The sequence below is a fragment of the Aquiflexum balticum DSM 16537 genome (assembly GCF_900176595.1).
GTDB lineage: Bacteria > Bacteroidota > Bacteroidia > Cytophagales > Cyclobacteriaceae > Aquiflexum > Aquiflexum balticum.
The window spans coordinates 1,536,106-1,554,733 of sequence record NZ_LT838813.1 but is presented as its reverse complement, the minus strand read 5'-3'; the positions used below and the strand labels follow the sequence as shown (position 1 = coordinate 1,554,733).

General features: G+C 42.2%; 7 protein-coding genes. All 7 read right to left on the bottom strand.

Annotated elements, in window-relative coordinates; translation table 11 throughout:
* Nucleotide 1: 1 nt before the first annotated feature.
* The gene (locus B9A52_RS06780; RefSeq protein WP_084119586.1) at nt 2-8,122 is read right to left on the bottom strand and encodes an ATP-binding protein; all 8,121 of its coding nucleotides are present in this window, start codon (nt 8,120-8,122) and stop codon (nt 2-4) included.
* Nucleotides 8,119-8,292, bottom strand: coding sequence for a hypothetical protein (locus B9A52_RS25460; protein WP_157370092.1), 174 nt, complete (start codon nt 8,290-8,292; stop codon nt 8,119-8,121). Before B9A52_RS25460 ends, B9A52_RS06780 begins: the two co-directional genes overlap by 4 nt.
* A gap of 5 nt (nt 8,293-8,297) precedes the next feature.
* Nucleotides 8,298-11,585, bottom strand: coding sequence for an ATP-binding protein (locus B9A52_RS06775; RefSeq protein WP_084119585.1), 3,288 nt, complete (start codon nt 11,583-11,585; stop codon nt 8,298-8,300).
* Between the two features lie 61 nt (nt 11,586-11,646).
* Entirely contained in the window at nt 11,647-15,063 is a 3,417-nt protein-coding gene (locus tag B9A52_RS06770) for a sensor histidine kinase (protein WP_084119584.1), read from the bottom strand.
* Entirely contained in the window at nt 15,056-15,823 is a 768-nt protein-coding gene (locus B9A52_RS06765) for a DUF6090 family protein (RefSeq protein WP_084119583.1), read from the bottom strand. The genes B9A52_RS06770 and B9A52_RS06765 overlap by 8 nt, the downstream gene beginning before the upstream one ends.
* Nucleotide 15,824: 1 nt before the next feature.
* Nucleotides 15,825-16,847 (bottom strand): DUF6090 family protein, encoded by a 1,023-nt coding sequence (locus B9A52_RS06760; RefSeq protein ID WP_084119582.1) that lies wholly within the window; start codon nt 16,845-16,847, stop codon nt 15,825-15,827.
* Nucleotide 16,848: 1 nt separating this feature from the next.
* Nucleotides 16,849-18,627: a potassium channel family protein gene (locus tag B9A52_RS06755; protein ID WP_084119581.1), complete on the bottom strand. Its 1,779-nt coding sequence runs from the start codon at nt 18,625-18,627 to the stop codon at nt 16,849-16,851.
* Nucleotide 18,628: the final 1 nt, after the last annotated feature.

Below are 18,628 nucleotides of genomic sequence, written 5' to 3'. Positions count from 1 at the left end.
ACTATGCCTTTTTTTCTAAATCAATGATAAATGTGGTGCCTTCACCTATTTTGGTTTCCACTTTTAATTCCCCACCATGGGCCTTTATTATATCATGAGTAATGCTTAGCCCGAGACCCGTTCCCTCGGTTCCTTTTTTGGTGGTGAAGAACGGCTGCAGGATTTTGTCCCTGATCTCATCCGGAATCCCCGGTCCATTGTCCTCAAGTAATAACCGAACCCGACCATTCTCAAGCATTGTGGTCACCTTTAATTTTGGCAGATACTTTCCATCAACCACTGCTCCATCTTCTGTCTTCCGTCTTCCGTCTTCCGTCTTCAACACTTTCTCCCGCATCGCATCAAATGCATTATTACACAAATTGATCACCACCCTCGTGAAGTCCTCCTTGATCAGGGACACCATGCCCAAATCAGGATCCAGATCCAAGACAATCTCCACATTGATCGGATTCTTTCCTGCTCTCATCCCATGAAAGCTGAGATTGACATATTCCTTGATCAGGGCATTGAGGTCAGTAGGTTCTTTCTTCCCTGATCCACCTCTTGAATGTTGCAGCATGGAAGTCACAATACCATTGGCACGTGAACCATGTTGATGGACTTTTTGCAGATTGGACTTGATATCCTCCAGGATTTCATCCACCAAGGTCTCGTCTCTTGTTTCTTGGCTCTTGCTTCTTTCCTCTTGTATTTCTTCAATCATCTCTATCGACACCTCCGAAAAATTATTGACAAAATTCAGCGGATTCTTGATCTCGTGGGCGATACCTGCCGTCAGCTGACCGAGAGAGGCGAGTTTTTCCTGTTGGACGAGTTGGGATTGGGTGGCTTTGAGTTCGCTCATGGCGGATTCCACTTCGGCTTTGGCCTGCTCGAGCTTGACAAAATCCTCAAATCGGGCATAGGCAATAGAAAAGGCCTTGGCCAATGTCTGTACCAATTCCAATTCCTTTTCATCCAAGGGACAGACTGCACCAACATAAAGCATACCCTGCGCAAAAGGGACAAAATGCAAATCAAGAGATTCGGGAGGTGCTGCGGTACCCTGATAAGTACTGCCATCCTGAATCTGATCCTCTTTCATCAGTTGGTTGATCCATTGGATAAAATCTTCCTTATTCCAATGCTGCTTATACACCTCTCCCTTTCGCCAGGCCTCCACCGTCTGATAGGTGAGTTCGCTGGCCTTGTAGGGAAGCCGTAAAACGCCAAGAGAGTTGCCTTCAGGTGAGGAAAGGTAGGCTTCGACTATTTTTTGTTTTTCCTGGATAATAAAAACCCCACAACGGATAAATGGAACACCCAGTACTGTCAGCTCTTTGAAAATCAGCGGCGTGATTCTGTCCAGGTCATCAGCATTGCGCATGGATGAAATGTCAGCGCGAACACGGTCCAAAGAAGCCTGTCGCATGGCGGTTCGGGCGCTGGCTTGGGCCATTTGCAAATCCCTGAAACGGGTATAGGCAAAGGAAAATACTGTCGTGGCTCTTTTTAAAAGTTCCCAACTTTCTGAGGAAATCTCTCCGGGGGCAGCGGCACCGATGTATCCATTGGAAAATTTGTACAAATGATAGGTACGATCAGGAATAGTTTCTCCATAGAAATTACTGGTCCCAAACAGGTCGGATTTTTTTTCACAATAGCGGATCCATTCTATCCTTCCCTCACCCTGCATCAGGATGGAAGTTTGTTTTCCTTTGGACCGGTAAAATTCATCCATCTTTCGGCCCACCCAGGTATCCTGAAGATCAATAGTCATCTGGTCTGTTATCGCTTTGCCAGGGTTATCCGGATTCTTAATGGTAAACCAACATTGGGTCAATCCGCTGCTTTCATCCTGTATGTAGATGGAACTGGTCTCCAATTCCTCTACGCCCAATGCGCCCATTTCTTCGCGAAGCAGTTGCGCGACCTCAATCAGTTCATCAGGGCTCTGCATAGCCAAAGACCGGGAGCGCACTTTCTCCAGCGCATTTTCGATCTGGGCTTCTCTGGCTTGTTTTTCCGCTTTTTGCAGATCTAGGAAACGAGTGTAGGTTTGATCAAAGACCTTGGTAAAACGTTTGAAAATATCATGGGCATCCTGGACTGGCTTATAAGTGATAAAGAGGAGATATCCATGGGTGAACTTACAGAGATGATTTATTTGGTAGGTTGGTAAAGCAATTCCAGCTTCTTCGAGACCGTTAAATACTGGCGTTAATTCCGGGAGGGATTTCATGAAATTATAATGGCTTTCAAGGGCTTTTCCCTCCAGTTCTTGGGTAAAAAAGGATTCTTCACTTTGAAGAAAATGATAAAATTCAAGTAAAGAATTCTCTTTGGTCAATGGGAGGTCAAATGGTTTTTGAATGGTTCCCTCATTACTCATGAAGTTGGTGGCAACTTTTTTATCTGCTGAAAGAATATTATAGCCACAGCTCCAGGCAGGGATATTCAGCGTCTGGATTTCCAGAAACATAATATTGGCGACTTCCTGCAATTCATCACTACTCTGCATACCCATTGTTCGGGAGCGCACTTTTTCGAGAGCGGCTTCGACTTTAGCCTCCCTTGCCTGGGATTCTGCTTTTTGGAGATCGAGGAAGCGGGTGTAGGTTTGTTCGAAAACTTTGGCAAAGCGTTTGAAAATATCATGGGATTCCGGCGTGGGCTCATAGGTTATGAAAAGTAGATAACCATATTTGAAATAGGCTACATGATCAATTTGAGCCGTTGGAAAGGGAATGCCAGCTTCTTTCATTTTAAGGAGCTGATCGCCGACCCCTGGTAAGCTGCACAAATAATCATAGTGAGCGGGGCATTCATTGGCTCCAATTTCATTTACAAGTAAGGATTCACCTTGCTGACCAGCCTCGTAATAGCGGAGAAATATTCCCTCCCGCGGAGTAACGTACCTTGGAAACGTGCCTTCGCCATTGCTGCCCCATTCCAAAGAGCCACTTCCGTCTTCCATGTAAATATTAAATGCACAAAACCAGGTTGCAACCCCTAAAGCCTGAACTTGCTTTACCAACTCAAGGGAAAGATCCGCCAGTTCCTCACTTTTGCGCATGGCCATACTTCTACTTCTCACTCTTTCCAAAGCTGCCTCAATCTGAGCTTCCCTTGCCTGTGCTTCTGCTTTTTGCAGATCAAGGAAACGAATATAGGTTTGTTCAAATACCTGACTTAATCGCTGCAGTATGTCGGCTTCCTCTGATGAAATGGGTTCGTCATTGGTCACTATTTCAACAAAACCGAAGCTCATATGTGCTCTACAGATTATCAGCTTCTTGACGCTTCGCATGAAGGCAGCCACCTCTTCCGGTGCAAACTGAAAAGGAGTGTATTGAAAGATATAGTCGTCAAATGCTACCTTATCTTCACCTTCCAGAATGTTTACTGTGTAGCCACTTTTATTAAAAATCCCTCCTTTTACCAATTTATCAAATAAAGGGCCTTCGATAAATGGCGTTTTGATACTTTGAGGAAGAACAGACAGTACTTCTGCTGATTGGAAAGACTCTATTTCTCTTTTTTCATGGTCTATGAGGCTGACCGAGCATTGTCTTACATCGAACCCTAGTTTTACCAATTGCTCGAAAATAATTCCGATAGTTTCTCTCAACTCGTCGCTTTTTTGCATGGCCATTGTACGGGCACGAACCCTTTCCAAGGCCAACTGAATTTCTGCTTCCCTTGCCTGTGCTTCGGCTTTTTGGAGGTCAAGAAAGCGGGTGTAAGATTGCTCAAAGACTTTACCGAAACGTTTGAGAATAGCATTTTCAGCTTCAGAAAATTTTTCTCCAAAGTGGTTGATTATAAAAATACTTGTATGCTTAGCTACTGCACAAGAGCGGGTATATCCGCCCGGTGCTGATAGCGTATTTTTTTTCTCTTTGGCACTCAGTTTTGACCAAGGCTCGTGGTGAAATAAAAAGGTGAAAAATTCTATTTTCTCTTCTTGGGTGTATTCCTCGGTAAAAAAATTAGGACCGTTTTTTATCCCGTTTAATAGATGAGTATAGAATGGTTTTTCAAAGTGGGGGATATGGACCCTATCCGAAGTGTCAGCAGTTCCGCCCGAACCCCAACATTGGATTTCATTATCAATTTCACTGTTGATGACAATAAAAGATCCGCCGGAAATGGATATGTTCAGATTAAGCAACTCCTGATGAACTGTATGGATCACACTTTGTAATTCAGCAGTTTTATGCATCGCCAAACTTTTGGAACGTACCCGTTCCAATCCCGCTTCAATCTGTGCTTCCCTCGCTTGTGCTTCAGCTTTCTGGAGATCAAGGAAGCGGATATAAGCCTGGTCAAAAACTCTAGCAAATCGCTTGATGATGTCGATTTCACTTTCAGCTAAAACCTTCCCTTCAAAATCATTGACATTAAAAACTGCATTCTTAACCGAGACCATGGAAATGGTATAGTTGGTGCTATCGAATATCATGCGCTTGATATCCTCGGGCAAATGCCTGAATTCATCCGTGTGTTCAATTACATACTCATAGAAGGAATCTTTTTCTTCTTTTGAATAATGCCCCACAAAATAATCCAATTGCTTTTCAATGGCGCTGTACAAATCTTTCGGTACCGGATTATCAAAGTAAGGAAGACGATAATTAGTGATGACCAGGCCGGCTTCATTTTGACCGCAGACAAAAGCATTTAAATCTTTTGAGCCTTCAATGTTTGTGGCGATGCCAACGGCAGTAAATGGGATTTGCAGGTCTTTTAATTTTTCGAAAAGAACAGAGACCACTTCTTTTAGCTCATCACTTTTATGCATGGCCAAGGACCGGGAACGGACTTTTTCCAGTGCCGCTTCTATCTGTGCTTCCCTTGCCTGTGCTTCTGCTCTTTGAAGATCCAAAAATCGGGTATAGGTTTGTTCGAAGACTTTTCCGAAGCGTTTGAAAATATCATGGGCTTCAGGACAAGGATCGAAAGTTATAAACATCAGGCTCACCTTAGAACCAAATACATAGTGATTAATTTGATGTTCTGGCAGTTGAAAACCTGCTTTAACAATATCCTGAAATTGAGTTTTCGCCATCTGGGAAAGAAGGCGATAAAGTTCCTCTAACGTTTCACCTTCAGTTTCATGTACAAAAAAATCATCTCCTTGTTTTTTAGCGCGACTTATCTCCATGAAGGAAGGATGCACGCTAAGATCAACTTTGTAGGGTTCTATAAATTTTCTGCTTGCACTATTGACTACCCAGTCAATGTAGGATGTATCACCTTCCAACCAAACATTAAAACCGGTTGACCAGGTCTTAATGCCAAGTTTTTCAACCTGTTCAAACAAATTGATTGAAACTTCAGCTAGTTCCTCACTTTTCTGCATGGCCATAGTTCTGGATCGCACTCGCTCCAACCCTGCTTCGATCTGTGATTCCCTAGCCTGTGCTTCTGCTTTTCGAAGGTCAAGGAAGCGTTTGTAGGTCATCTCAAAAACCCTTGTAAATTTATTCAAAAGTAATTCACCATCGGAACCAATTGGAGTTCCTGTGATAAAACTGAGATAACCGTCGGAAAAATTCCCACTGTAAAAAATGGTAGGGCTGGGAAAGTTCTTTTTAACGTGTTCGCGAACTTCTTGGGAACCAAGTTGTGGATTAACGAATGAAAGATGGTCCTTTAGTTCCTTCCCTTCGACAACTTGGCAAAAGACCGGCACCTTGCGTTTCCATGCGTTATACCGCTTTTGCAAAATAGGTTCTCCAATCAAGGGCAGATAAAATCTTTCCATTGACTGGCCTTTGGAATTCGTCATCCAACCGTACTGACACTGATTTTGTTCGTCTATTTCAACATATCCACAATTGATAAAATCAGATAATCCAAGTATACGAAGCTCCTTATAAAGTACTTCTGCAGCCTGTCCCAACTCATCACTTTTGTGCATGGCCATCGCCCTTGCTCTGACTCTTTCCAGACCTGCTTCTATCTGTGCTTCCCTTGCTTGTTCTTCCGCTTTTTGCAAATCGAGAAAGCGGGTGTAGGTCTGTTGAAATACTTTTCCAAAGCGCATCAGAATCTTATTCTCTTCGGCTGTATAGGGAGTCATTGAATAATGTTCTATATACAAGCCCACATTGTCCAGCAAAACGGTGGAGATGGCAAGTGCCGGTTTGCTGAAAATGGCTTGCTGTGCTTCTTCCGTCAATTCCGGAATCAACTCGAAAAGATCCTGGTAGAATTTGTTTTTTACTTCAAAGGGAAGCAGGTTGGCAAAGAAAGATTCCTGCTTGGCTTTGGCCTCGAGGTAACTGTTCCAATGCGGCGAATCAAAATAGGGAATGCTGATCTCAGTGGGCACACCTTGTTGGTGGTCTGCCAGCCAGATATGCATATCCTCCCGCTCCTTGTAGTCCAGAATAAATCCTGCATGGTCTACATGGATTTTCAATCCCACAAATTGATCGAATACTACCTGGATGACCTCTTTGAGTTCTTCGGTATGGTGCATGGCCATGGTTCTGCTTCTCACTCTTTCCAGTGCCGCTTCAACCTGCGCTTCGCGGGCTTGCGCCTCTGCTTTTACCAAATCCAGATACCTTCTATAGGTTTGTTCAAAAAGAGAACTGAACCGTTTGGTAATATGAATTAATTCGGATTGGAATTCACGGGGAGTGAAAGCATAAAAAAATCCATGCTCGAAGATGAAACAGTGTTGGATTTCTTTTTTGGGTAATTTTTCTATCGGTATCTGAATTTTGTAGTCAGGGGCATTATTGAGCATTTGGTAGTAATTCAGCAAATCTGCTCCTTCTAACACATACTTGTGGAGGGGAATCTGCTCTTTCCAAGCTTGACGGGCACTTTTCAGCAAAGGGTGCGAGGCCATATTGATGTTGCCGATATGCATGTTGACTTCCGCCCCATCTTTGCGGGCCGTCCAAAGCTGATTGTTTTCGTTGTCATGGTTCAGGATGCCGATCCCAAAGCGGGTACCTTCATCCACCCCCAAGGCGGTGAGTTCACTGAACATTTTGACAACACATTTCCCCACGTCCTCGCTGTTGTGCATGGCCATAGTCTGAGCCCTGACCCTTTCCAGTGCAGCTTCAATCTGGGCTTCGCGGGCTTGTTTCTCTGCTTTTTGAATATCCCGAAAACGCTGGTAAGCCAAGGAAAAAACCTGATGAAAACGCTTAAACAAAGTCAATACATCCTCAGCCATTGTTTTGTATAAGGTCAGACCAAGTCCGCCTTCTCCAATGGACAAAAAGCAATAGTCCAATTCGGCGGCTTTATCCAAAAATGGATCGGGAAAATGGTTTTCTTCTTTTCGGTGAATCCTAAAATCTTCAAGGTCTTTGCCACTGAGTCTACCGATGAAATACCCGTCCCGTGAGGCCAGCATCTGCCTGACCATACCATGCTCTACCGGACTTTTGAGGTATTCTGTTTTTTCAATGGTGGTTTTGTCATAAGGAGTGAAATACTGGTAACAGAGGTATTGGCCGATGTTTTCGTCTATGATCGCAGTCTGAACATTTCGGATTTTTTCTACCCCAAATTGCTGTAACTGCTCCGAAATTGCTTGGCATACATCCAGCATATCCTCCGGTTTTTTCATACCCATGGCTACTGCACGCACACGCTCAAGAGCCGCTTCGATCTCCAATTGAAGAGTCCTGCTTTTTACCATTTCCAGCAGCTTTGCATTTTCTGCCTTTACAGCATCCATTGAAAAAGCCTCGCCTACCATCGCTTTCATGTCGGGGTAGGAGCCATGTTGATGTATGGCAATCCAGCCGGTATCTGTTTTCTCCAGAAGAGATGACATTCGAAATGGGCTATAGAGTATCCATTCACCCTCGGCTTTTACATAAATATCGGTAAATTCATGCACCATCATGTATTCTCCATATGGAATCAACTCAACCTCCTGGTTGCGGATTTCAACTGTTCCCAGCATCTGACTCAAGATGCTATTGGTATAATCAATGATTTCCTGCTTGCTATTCCATATCTCCTCCTTGGTGCCTCCAATATTTCGATAATCATCCCGAAGAAAAGTGGCCCAGGTTTCAATATCACCTTTGAGATAGGTGGTCCAATAGGTTTCAAGCCATTGAGCCAATTCTTTTTTTAGCGCTGGAGTTACTTTCATCTGTTGTCGGTATTGATTGGTATTTGAAAAATAAACTCACTTCCTTTCCCTTCTTCAGTCTCTCTAAGCCAAGTGGAAGCAAAGGTTTCCAAGTCTCCCTTGGTGTAGCTATCCCAATAGATTTTGTAAATTTTTTTTGCTTCGGTTATTCTCTGGGTTATAGTTGCCATTGAAACTAATTTTCGATAGGTAAAAAGATAATCATTTCTGTCCCTTCACCTTCGTTACTTTTGACCCTAAAATCGCCACCGTGGGACTTGACAATGTCATAACTCAGACTAAGGCCTAGCCCGGTACCGCTACCCGTAGGCTTGGTGGTAAAGAATGGTTGGAAGATTTTATCCTTAATGGACTTTGGGATACCCCCACCATTGTCTTTTACACAAATCTCCACTCCACCAAGACTGCCTGCAAGTTCAACCAAACGGGTTTGGACAGTGACTTTGGGTTTGTAGCTTGATGCACCATTCTCGGAGGACTTTCGGCTCAGCTCAGCACAGGCGTAAAACGCATTGTTGATCAAATTCAAAATGACGCGCCCTATATCTTGGGCTACCACGTTTACGAGGGGTAGATTTGGATCCAAATCGGTTTCGAAGTCAGCAGAGAAACTTTTGTCTTTGGCCCGCAGCCCATGATAGCTCAGGCGCAAAAATTCATCTGCAAGGGCGTTGAGATTTGTCGGTTTTTTATCGCTTGCATTGCTTCTACTATGCTCCAACATACCTTTCACGATCGCATCCGCCCGTTTTCCGTGGTGTTTGATCTTGGAGAGGTTTTCCTTTAGGTCATTGGATATTTCCAGGACCATAACCATATTCCCTTTTTCCATCTCCTCCTTCATTTCATCAATGAGTTCCTCACTGACTTCGGAGAAGTTATTGACAAAATTCAAGGGGTTCTGAATCTCATGGGCGATGCCGGCGGTGAGTTCGCCAAGGGAAGCCATTTTCTCCGACTGTATCAATTGGGACTGAGTGGCTTTCAATTTATTATAGGCTTTTTCAATCTCTTTGGCCTGAACCACTTCCCGCTCTAGATTGCGCTCACGTTCTTTGGCAAGTATGCGACCCGTTTGAAACTTTACCACTCCGTATACGATCAGACCAAAGCTAAGGAAGTATAAGAGATAGGCCCACCAAGTGGCATACCAAGGAGGTGAGATTTCAAAGGTATAGTCAATTTCCTCTGAGACAGTACCAAAGGTGTTTTTTGCCCTTACCCGGAAGGTGTAAGTCCCCCAAGGAAGATTGGAAAACTCCCGGTACACCTTGTCTTCCCAGTTACTCCAGTCCTCATCCAAACCCTCCAAGAAGGTCTGGTATCTAATCTGGTTTTCCCTGATAAAATATGGAGCCGAATAATCAAAACGGATCCCATTACCTTTAAATGCAATTTTCGGAATTGACCCAGCTAAATACTCCTTTGGTGCCAGGCTTTTTTCTCCGGCCACAATGGAGTTGAAATACACTGGAACAGGATGATCTATTTTATAGTCTTTGTTCGGGTCAAGCCTTATTAATCCCTCATCGGTACCAAACCAGATTACCCCACTCGGTTCTGTATATGCAGATGCTACTCTGCTGGAATTGATTAAGTTGAATGGGTAGGATTGCAGTATGAAGGTGCCATCTGCATGACGGGTAGCCAATCGCTTTTCTCCCTTAAAATCCAAATAAACATTGCCGGTTTCCGCCACTCCTAATCCATAGGTATCCAAGTTGATATTGGCGATTTCGTCAGAAAAACTAAATACGGGGTCGCGCTCAAATTCCTGTGTACTTGAATCGAAAAAATAAAAGCCATCTATACCGGAAGTGTAGACCTTTCCTTCAATGGGGCCTACTGCTAAGCCTGACAAACCTCTGATTCCGTCTTTTTCTTTAAACTCTTCCACCCTGGCATTGGGCACATCAAGATTACCGGAAGCTGTTTTTGCAAAAACTATTCGAAAAAGGATCCCCGCTTGGGTACCGCCCCATAATTCGCCCTCTTTGTTTTCTGCTAAGCTATAAACAGAGCGCTTTACCCCTGAAATAGGGCCGATGTTTTCGTATTCATACTCCCCATTACTGGCAAGCTCCCGTTTGAAAACCTGTATGCCAAATCCACCGCTGATAAAAACATAACCGGGATGGAATTCAGAAATCACCACCTGTAAGGTCTGGAAGCTTTCTGTGCCTTTGACCATGGTTGCTTTTGCTCCTTTGATTTCTAAAATCCCCACTCCGGTGCCCAGCAACTGATTGTTGTCTGCGGCAAGCCCAAATACTTGAGTATTGGGGATACCCTCTACTTTTTTGACTATCCCATCCGACTTATCGATGTACAGGACATTGGTAGAGGTGCCGATGTATAAATTATTGTCATTGGCCTTAAGAGATAATGGACTTCCTATTTCATGTTCCTTAGAATTGAATCTGGTTATTGGCGAGAAAATTTCAATTTTCGAAAGTCCACTATTTGTACCCACCCATAAATTGTAAGTGTTGTCCAAGTGAAATGCGTAGACACTTTGGTCTGTAATCGAATTTTTTGTATTAAAGTGGGACTTGATTTTACCCCCCTGATCAATAATAAAAAAACCGTGGCCCAATACGCTCAATGCATAGGTATCGTCTGGAAGTGCCAAGGCTTTGTACAAACTTCTTTCCTGAAGGAGAGAGTCTACTTCAGTATAAAAGGGAATGAAATCCTGCCCATTATAATGAAATAGCCCTCCGGAAAATGCGCCAACTAAGAATTCATCCGGATTTTGATAGGGTAACAAAACCTGCACCCTTTCTTCACCTAAAAATTCGCTTTTGGGGACTAACTCTAAATTTCCATCCTTTTCTCTAAATAATCCGAGATTCATTTGATGGGTATAATAAGTCCCATTCAGGCTAAACCCATACATGAACTCTGTATCCGGTTTCCAAATTTTGATGCTGCTTGTCTGATTTTCGGTTCTTGGGGTGTAAATGAAAATTGCTTCCCTTGCCTGAAAATAAATTTTCCCTTTACTCTCCCTGATTGACCAAATGTCATTGAAAACCATATCAGCAGGAAACCCCGATAAAAGTGATCTTTCTACAGCCTTGCCGGTAGAATCAGAAGTTACAATTCCAAAGTCACCCAAAGAACCGAAATAAAAAGTGCTGTCCGAGGCAAGCAAAGTGGCCCTGACATTGGTATTATATTCGGTGGTAGGTGAGGCAAGTAACTCCCAGTTTTTTCCATCAAATTTCTGTAAACCTGAGCTTGTGCCGACAAAGAGAAACCCATACTTGTTCTGATTGACATTCCAGACTTGTTGTCCCGCAATATTATCATCCCCAATAACATAATTGGTGTAGCTGGGAACTCCTTTGGAGGCATTGACTTGTGCTTGCAATGTGAAGGAGATATGGAGGATAAAAAACAAAAGAGGTAAAATTACCGATACCTTGCTGTGTCGATAAAAGCTGTGGTTTGTTTCCATGGATTTATTTTTTCTTTAAATAATCAATTAAATTATCAGTAAGGGCAAGTCCCCTATCAAGTTAAGTCAAAGGCAAATTAATGGTGAATACTGTTCCACTTCCTATTTGGCTTTCCACCCTTATTTCCCCCCCATGTGCCTTTACAATATCATAAGATAAGGATAATCCTAATCCTGTGCCTTGTCCGGTGGGTTTAGTAGTGAAAAAAGGTTGGAATATTTTGTCTTTGATGGAGGAGGGTATGCCGGGGCCGTTGTCTTTTATAGAAATCTCTACCCCCCTGCCCCCCTCAAGGGGGGAGGTGGTAACGATGACCATTGGCTCTAGGGACAGGGCATGTACTGTCCCTACATGCCTTGTCCCTACAGCATAAAAAGCATTGTTGAGAATATTCAACAAGACCTTTCCGATATCGGCTCGGACCAATTCTATTTTGGGTATTGTTGGATCAAGCTCTGTGATAAGCTTTATATCGACCCCTTCATTTTTGGATTTGAAGCTTTGGTAAGCCAGGTTCAAATACTCGCTTGCCAGATAATTGATGTCGGTCAGTTCTTTCTCCCCCGAACCGGTCCGGCTATGCTCCAACATCCCCTTCACTATCGCATCCGCCCGCTTCCCATGATGATTGATCTTTTCCAAGTTTTTCTTAATATCCTCCAGAATCTCATCCTCTATTTCGTCTTCCTCTGTCCTTGGTCTTGTTTCTTGTTTCTTGGTTCTTGTCTCTTTAACTTCATCCAAAAGCTCCGCACTCACTTCCGAAAAATTGTTCACAAAATTCAGCGGGTTTTGGATCTCATGTGCTATCCCAGCAGTCAACTCTCCAAGAGATGCCATTTTCTCGGACTGGATCAGTTGGGCCTGGGTGGATTTCAGTTCAGAATAGGCTTTCTCGATTTCCTTGGCTTGGGCTAATTCCCTGTCCTTTGCCAGTTCTCTTTCTTTTTGTGCAGCTCTTCTTCTTTGCTCCTGAATAAATACATAAGCCAGAAGTACAAATAAGCCAAAGTAAAGCAAATAGGCCCACCAGGTTTGATACCATGGAGGCAATACAATTATCGAAATCTGAAGAGGAATTTCATTCCAGATTCCATCCAAATTGACGGATTTTATTTCGAGAGTACAATCCCCGGCCGGTAGATTGGTAAAAACAGCATTTCCACTGATTCCGGCATCCTGCCAGGTATCATCAAAGTTGAGAAGTCGGTATTGGGCATTGTTTTTTCCATTTCCCCCAAAGTGAATGGTGGCAAAATTGATATTCAGGGTGGTAATCCCCGGAGGAATAATGAGCGAGGAAATAGTATGATTTGGTTTTTTGTCCGCCGAGTCCAAATAGGTTTGGTAGCTTTTACCGTCCAAAGTTATACCTCTAATTAGGACTTGGGGAGGGTATGGATTGGTTTTGAGTTCCTTGGGATCAAATACATTCATCCCTCCGTTTACGGAAAAGTAAATTTTTCCTGAAGGTCCCCGATTATTCAGTTTTGTATTAAAAAGATTGGATTGAAGGCCTCGTTCTGAGCCAAACCGGACAGTCTTGCCTGTCTCGGGATTGTATTGGAAAATACCCTCTGAACTGGCAAAATATACGTTGCCCTGATCGTCATTGCTAAATGCCTTGATTTCCAAATCCGGATAGCCAAATTCTTCATAGGTCAGCCAAAATTTTAGCCCATCATAATCCTCACTGGCAAATCCAAACCCATTAACCGAAGCTATCCAAATTCGACTTTTTTGGTCTAAGTAAGGATATGCTAAAATAACCCCCAAACCCTGACCGAATAATTTACCCTTTTTGACAATGGCTTTGGTTTTGGAATCGAGCAATAGCCAGGAATTTCGCACTCCTTCCTCTATTAAGATATTATCTCTGGAATCAATCAAAACTCCCCTAAAACCTGAACGAGAGGTATCTTTTACAACGTGTTCAAAAGTCTCAGTTTGCGGATCAAAAAAATCCACTCCACCGGTATGATTGATCCATAGCTTGTCTCTGGGATCTTTAAGAATCCCTAATACCCAGTTTTGGCCTAATGAGGTTGTGTCTTCAGGGTCATTTCGATATCGTGTAATCAGCCCGGTTTTTGGATCTATTCGGTTTAGTCCTCCGCTTCCGGCTTCAGGAGAACCCGTTCCCACCCAAAGTACCGAATCAGCGGTCTGGGTAATATCCCATGGATAAGGGTGAGTGAGTTCCGTTCCGATAGATTTTCCAGGAAAACGTATAATACTTGCTCTCTCAGCTAAGTCAGTCCGAGTATCTCCCACTCGGTGAAGGATTGTTTTTCTATCGGAAGAGAACTGAATCAAAGACCTATCGAATGAAATCCGCAGGCCTACCCAAAATGACCCATCTGACAATTCATAAGAAGAAAGAATATCCGGGATCACCTCTCCTTTTTCGTCCCGTAAAAGGCCAAAATCTGATTGGTAGGTATTTAAAAGACTGATGCCATAGGCAAATTTGGGGATCCAAAGCACTCCCTGTTGATCCAGAAATAATCTACAACCATAACCGCTGGACATTGGGAGCAATTCTTTTTGTGTATTGGCACCGGAATGGATGGTTAGGGATTCTCCTGTTTCAACATTAATCCTAGTGATTGCATTTCGTTGATTGAGCCAGAGAAATTGATCCAGAAGTAAGTAGGAGGCATCGTTTTCAAAGCCCTTTTCTTTAAGTATTTCAGGCTCTGTGACTTTTTTAAATGTCCAAGGACCAGTATTGGATTCCCGAATAGCTAATCCGTTAAGATTTAGAAGCACAGTCCCTGATTTACCATAGGGAAGAATGATAGTGGGATAAGAAGCAGCAAAGGACACCTTCCCCTTAGTATTTTCATCTTTAGGAAATTGTTCATAGCTAAATTCTCCATTGGGACCTCTAGTTCCCATCTTGATAAAACCTTCGTTTTTTGCGGCAAAAAGAAAATTGATCCTTCCATTTTCGCCCTGATTGAGTTCCCAGACACTTCCTTTTTCCTGACCCGGTTCGAGTACAAATTTTTGACTTTCCGGGTCTAGCCTCATGATCCCCTTGGAGGTGGCAGCCAAAACTTCACCTTCTTTTCCTATAAGGACCTGGATATAACGCCTTCGGGAATCAACATTCAAGTAAAAAGTTAAACTGTCCCGATTAGAATCGTAATAAACTAAGTTACCTTCTTGGGCTTCGATCCAGACTCCTCCTTTGTCATCTGCCTCTACGTACCGACCCTCATAGTAAATCTTTCTATAGCTTTTCCCATCAAATTGATACACTCCATCCCAGGTACCCAAGTAAATAAAACCATAGGTGTCTTGAGTGACATCCGTAACCGAAGTGCTCGGCAAACCATCGTCGGAAGTGATGTTGTTAAAAATGAAATTTTGGGCTTGTGAAGAAAATGTTGATCCAAGAAGAAAAAGCGTGGTTAAACCTACAAGGAACCTCTTTTTTAAAAGTTTGGTATGTGTGTTTTCTTTATTCATTCGATGCAATTTTCTTTTCTTCTTTGATCAATTCGAGGATATATTTAAGCCTGGGTCTAAATATTCGGTCTTTGTATCCGGCTTCCACAATACTTTTGTGGACAATAAGGTTGAGAAGATAGTGAATTTCAGTGTCATTTGACATGGCCTTCAGATCAAAATGTACTCCAGCATAAGCCTTGGATTCATTATCAGTAATGTTTACCGTACCGAAATCCGGGTCCATGTATCGCAAAATTCGGTCTGCAAAAGATTGGATCAAGTCACTGTTTTTCTCTTCTATGCGATAGCTGTATTCCAAAAAAGTCTGGTAGCTGGACATGACTCTTTTGAGTTCCTTGTTTGAAATGAGGCTAAGAGTCCCGGAGGATTTCATCTCCTCGTAGGTAGGTTGGGTAGGATTAAAGTAGTGGACAAAGCCAGCTCTTTCAAGGGCAAAAACAGTTGGGATACTGTCCAATTTCTCAGGTAAGGAATCCAAGAGAGCAAGGATATGACGGGCATACTTTTCCCGGTCGTTCAAAAAGCCAATAATCAAGTCCAGGCGCTTCTGATTTTCTTCAAAATCCTGCTCAAGGTTTTCCAAAAGAACCGCTTTTTGTTTGTTCAGTTTTCTGCCCTCATTCCAGTTGTTGACCTGAAGCGCTATCAGAATCCCAATCACCACTAAGAATATCTCGCCCAAGGCATAGACCAAGTATCGGGTGACCCGATTTTGGGAAAGGAGTTTTTGGCGGATTTTTCGGAAGAAAGATATCATGTTAGTCTTCTATTTTTAAGGCAATCTCATCAGGTTCATTTTTAACTGAATAAGTAAGGCTCAATTTTCCTTCTTCATTCTTGAAAAAGGTGAATGAAAATCTCTTTAATAAATCCTCATATTTTCCTTCCCCAACCCTTTTCAAAGGAGTGAAATCATAAAGAAAAAGGTATCCGTTGACTAGTGAGATCGAATATTCTATTCTTTCTTTTTCCAGTAAATAGTCTCCTAAAAATTCTTTTTCAGATTCAGGCATTGGTTCTCCTATTCGATTTTTAAAATCCTCCGGGAATTCTTTCTCACCTAGTATTTTATTGATCTGTAGAGTCAGTTTTACAGATTGATTTTGGATAAACTCGAGCTCGCTATGATCACCCACAGGGTTGTCGGATAAATGCCGGGTAAGCCAATTTTTATACAGGTAATTTTCAAGGTAAAAATCAACCATATCCTCGGTGACTTCTCTCTGTCTAAAATGGGCGTACCATTCATAGCTCCTTGCTAGGTATTCATGTCTTTGATTGACCTGTTCCCGAAAGTTTTCATAGGTCGTGTAATACCTTCCTGAAAGTTCTATATGGTATTGATTTATCTCAGTCAAAATAGAATCATATTTCTCAGGAATGATCCCTGGATAATTTTCCAATTTTTTGAAAGCGGTCTTTTGCATCTCAAAAGGACTGTATTGCAATCCCATATAAAAGAGATGAAGATTGTCTGCTGTATACTCTTCACGAGAGATTTGACCTTTCAATGCTCTATTAATCAAAGAATCTACCTCCAATTCAGCCCTATTAATGTAAAAAGCTCTATTAAAGTCCCTTTGTGCATCTTTAGAGATTTCTTGAAGAATTTTCGTAAAACGCTTCTCATTGTTTTTGGCCTCATTCCAGTTGTTGACCTGCAAGGCAATCAAAATTCCAATCACCACCAAGAATATTTCTCCTAAGGCATAGACGAGGTATCGAGAGACTCTATTTTGTGAAAGAAGTTTCTGGCGGATTTTTCGGAAGAGTGAGATCATATCAGTTCAACAGTTGGCTAATCAGTGAAACACCAAATATCGTCAACATAAACCAGCCGATGAATCCCTGGATAATAGCCAGGTATCGCGGTAATCCCTTGATGGGAATCTCTCCAAAACCTAAAGTGGTAAAGGTGTTGATGGAAAGCATAAGTGCATTGAGTACCTTGATCAGCAGGTCATAAACCAAAGCGATCAAGAATCCCCCAACCAGTAGAAATGACTTCCAGACTTTTTGGCTGGCCGGCAAATCTTCCCAAGTTCCTTTCAGAATATCAACTTTGCTCAGGATTTTTGCCGTCAGACGCGTACCTGAAACAGCCCATTGGTAAAGAGGGAGGGCTGTAGCGGCGAAAAACCTTGGAACAGACTTTTCAGAATCCGTGATCATGGATTTGAATTCCTCATAGTCTAATAGGTCTTGTCGCTTTTCCTCCAGATAGACCTCATGGATTCCTGCATTTCTTTGGAGGTATTTGAAAAAGAAGCGGTAGCGGTCCACAATCCGGTTTTTGCCGTGAGCATCCCAGGAATTGGGGAAGAAAAGGTAGATCAGGGCAAAGGCCAAAATTACATAGACCGAGAAAATTATGGCCCGGGCGGGCTCGGTTCCATAAGCAGAGAAGATTTTCAGAAACTGATTGACCTTCCAGGTAAAGTAAGTTTTGAAGGTTGGATCCTCTCGATATAAATAGACCAAACGCTGTGTTTCCAAATCTTTGATCGCCACGAAAACGGCGTTTGACGAAGCTCTATTATGATTTTCCAAGTAATGGTTTTGAAATGAACCCAATAAGGAGGTTTCTGCATTGAAAGCATATTCATTTTCTATTCGATGGGTATTTCTGTATCTGTTGACAAATTCCTCAGAATAAATATTGGTTTTCCATATTGTATCTGAATCGTATAAATTGAGATGAAAAAATAAATACCGGGTTCCTGAGAATAAATTTTCCTTTAGGTCTTTCCAGTCAATAATATAATTTGATCTCAATTGGTCAATACCCAAAAATATTGGGCTTTCAATTTTGTTATCCCTCAATTCAAACTCTTTCATATCATCATTTTTTTTGATGGATAGCCCCTCTGAGCGAATGATATTGCCTGTTATGAAAGCATTTCTTGTAGATCCAATTGCTTCAAAATAAACCCCTCCATTAATAGCTTCTATTTTATTCTTTCGGATAGCTACTTGTACTAAGTCATGTCCGAATATCATTACTATTGCATTATTTAAATCTATTCTCCTTAAATCAGTAGTAATCGTATTATTGTTAAAATGCAATTGACAAAAATTAGAGTTCACAGAATTTGGGTTATTTCCGAAGAGTCGAACCACTACAGAGCCTAGAAATAAATTATTGGATAAATTATACCATAAACCACTAATTGTCCTCTCTTTTAAAAGTTCAAACTTTTCCGAATTCCGTAGAGAAAACCCTTCAGCAAAACTGCAATTTCGAATTTGGAACGGACCGGATTCAACCAAGCTGACCGGTCTTTTAAAAGAGATATAATTGATTTTCGCTCGTTCTTCAAAAATCACATCCTTAAGCTCGACTGCCTTATCGATGAAAATAGAATCTTTTGGTTCATCAGAGTTTGAAAACCTTTGATCAGTTAAGGGATCGAAGGTGATTTTAGCGTGAGTGAGTTTAAAGACGCTGTCCTTGGATTGGTCGATTTTCTGAAATAATTGAGAAAAAGACATTTCTGTTCTGTCTTGGCCAAGACAGGGAAGGGAGGCAATCAGGAGAAGGGCGAAAATAAGTTTCCTCATA

What these genes read in the sequence shown, in the direction of transcription:
- B9A52_RS06760 (WP_084119582.1), bottom strand. Translation starts at nt 16,847, where the DNA reads ATGATCTCACTCTTCCGAAAAATCCGCCAGAAACTTCTTTCACAAAAT.
- B9A52_RS06755 (WP_084119581.1), bottom strand. Translation starts at nt 18,627, where the DNA reads ATGAGGAAACTTATTTTCGCCCTTCTCCTGATTGCCTCCCTTCCCTGT.
- B9A52_RS06780 (WP_084119586.1), bottom strand. Translation starts at nt 8,122, where the DNA reads ATGAAAGTAACTCCAGCGCTAAAAAAAGAATTGGCTCAATGGCTTGAA.
- B9A52_RS06765 (WP_084119583.1), bottom strand. Translation starts at nt 15,823, where the DNA reads ATGATATCTTTCTTCCGAAAAATCCGCCAAAAACTCCTTTCCCAAAAT.
- B9A52_RS06775 (WP_084119585.1), bottom strand. Translation starts at nt 11,585, where the DNA reads ATGGAAACAAACCACAGCTTTTATCGACACAGCAAGGTATCGGTAATT.
- B9A52_RS06770 (WP_084119584.1), bottom strand. Translation starts at nt 15,063, where the DNA reads ATGAATAAAGAAAACACACATACCAAACTTTTAAAAAAGAGGTTCCTT.
- B9A52_RS25460 (WP_157370092.1), bottom strand. Translation starts at nt 8,292, where the DNA reads ATGGCAACTATAACCCAGAGAATAACCGAAGCAAAAAAAATTTACAAA.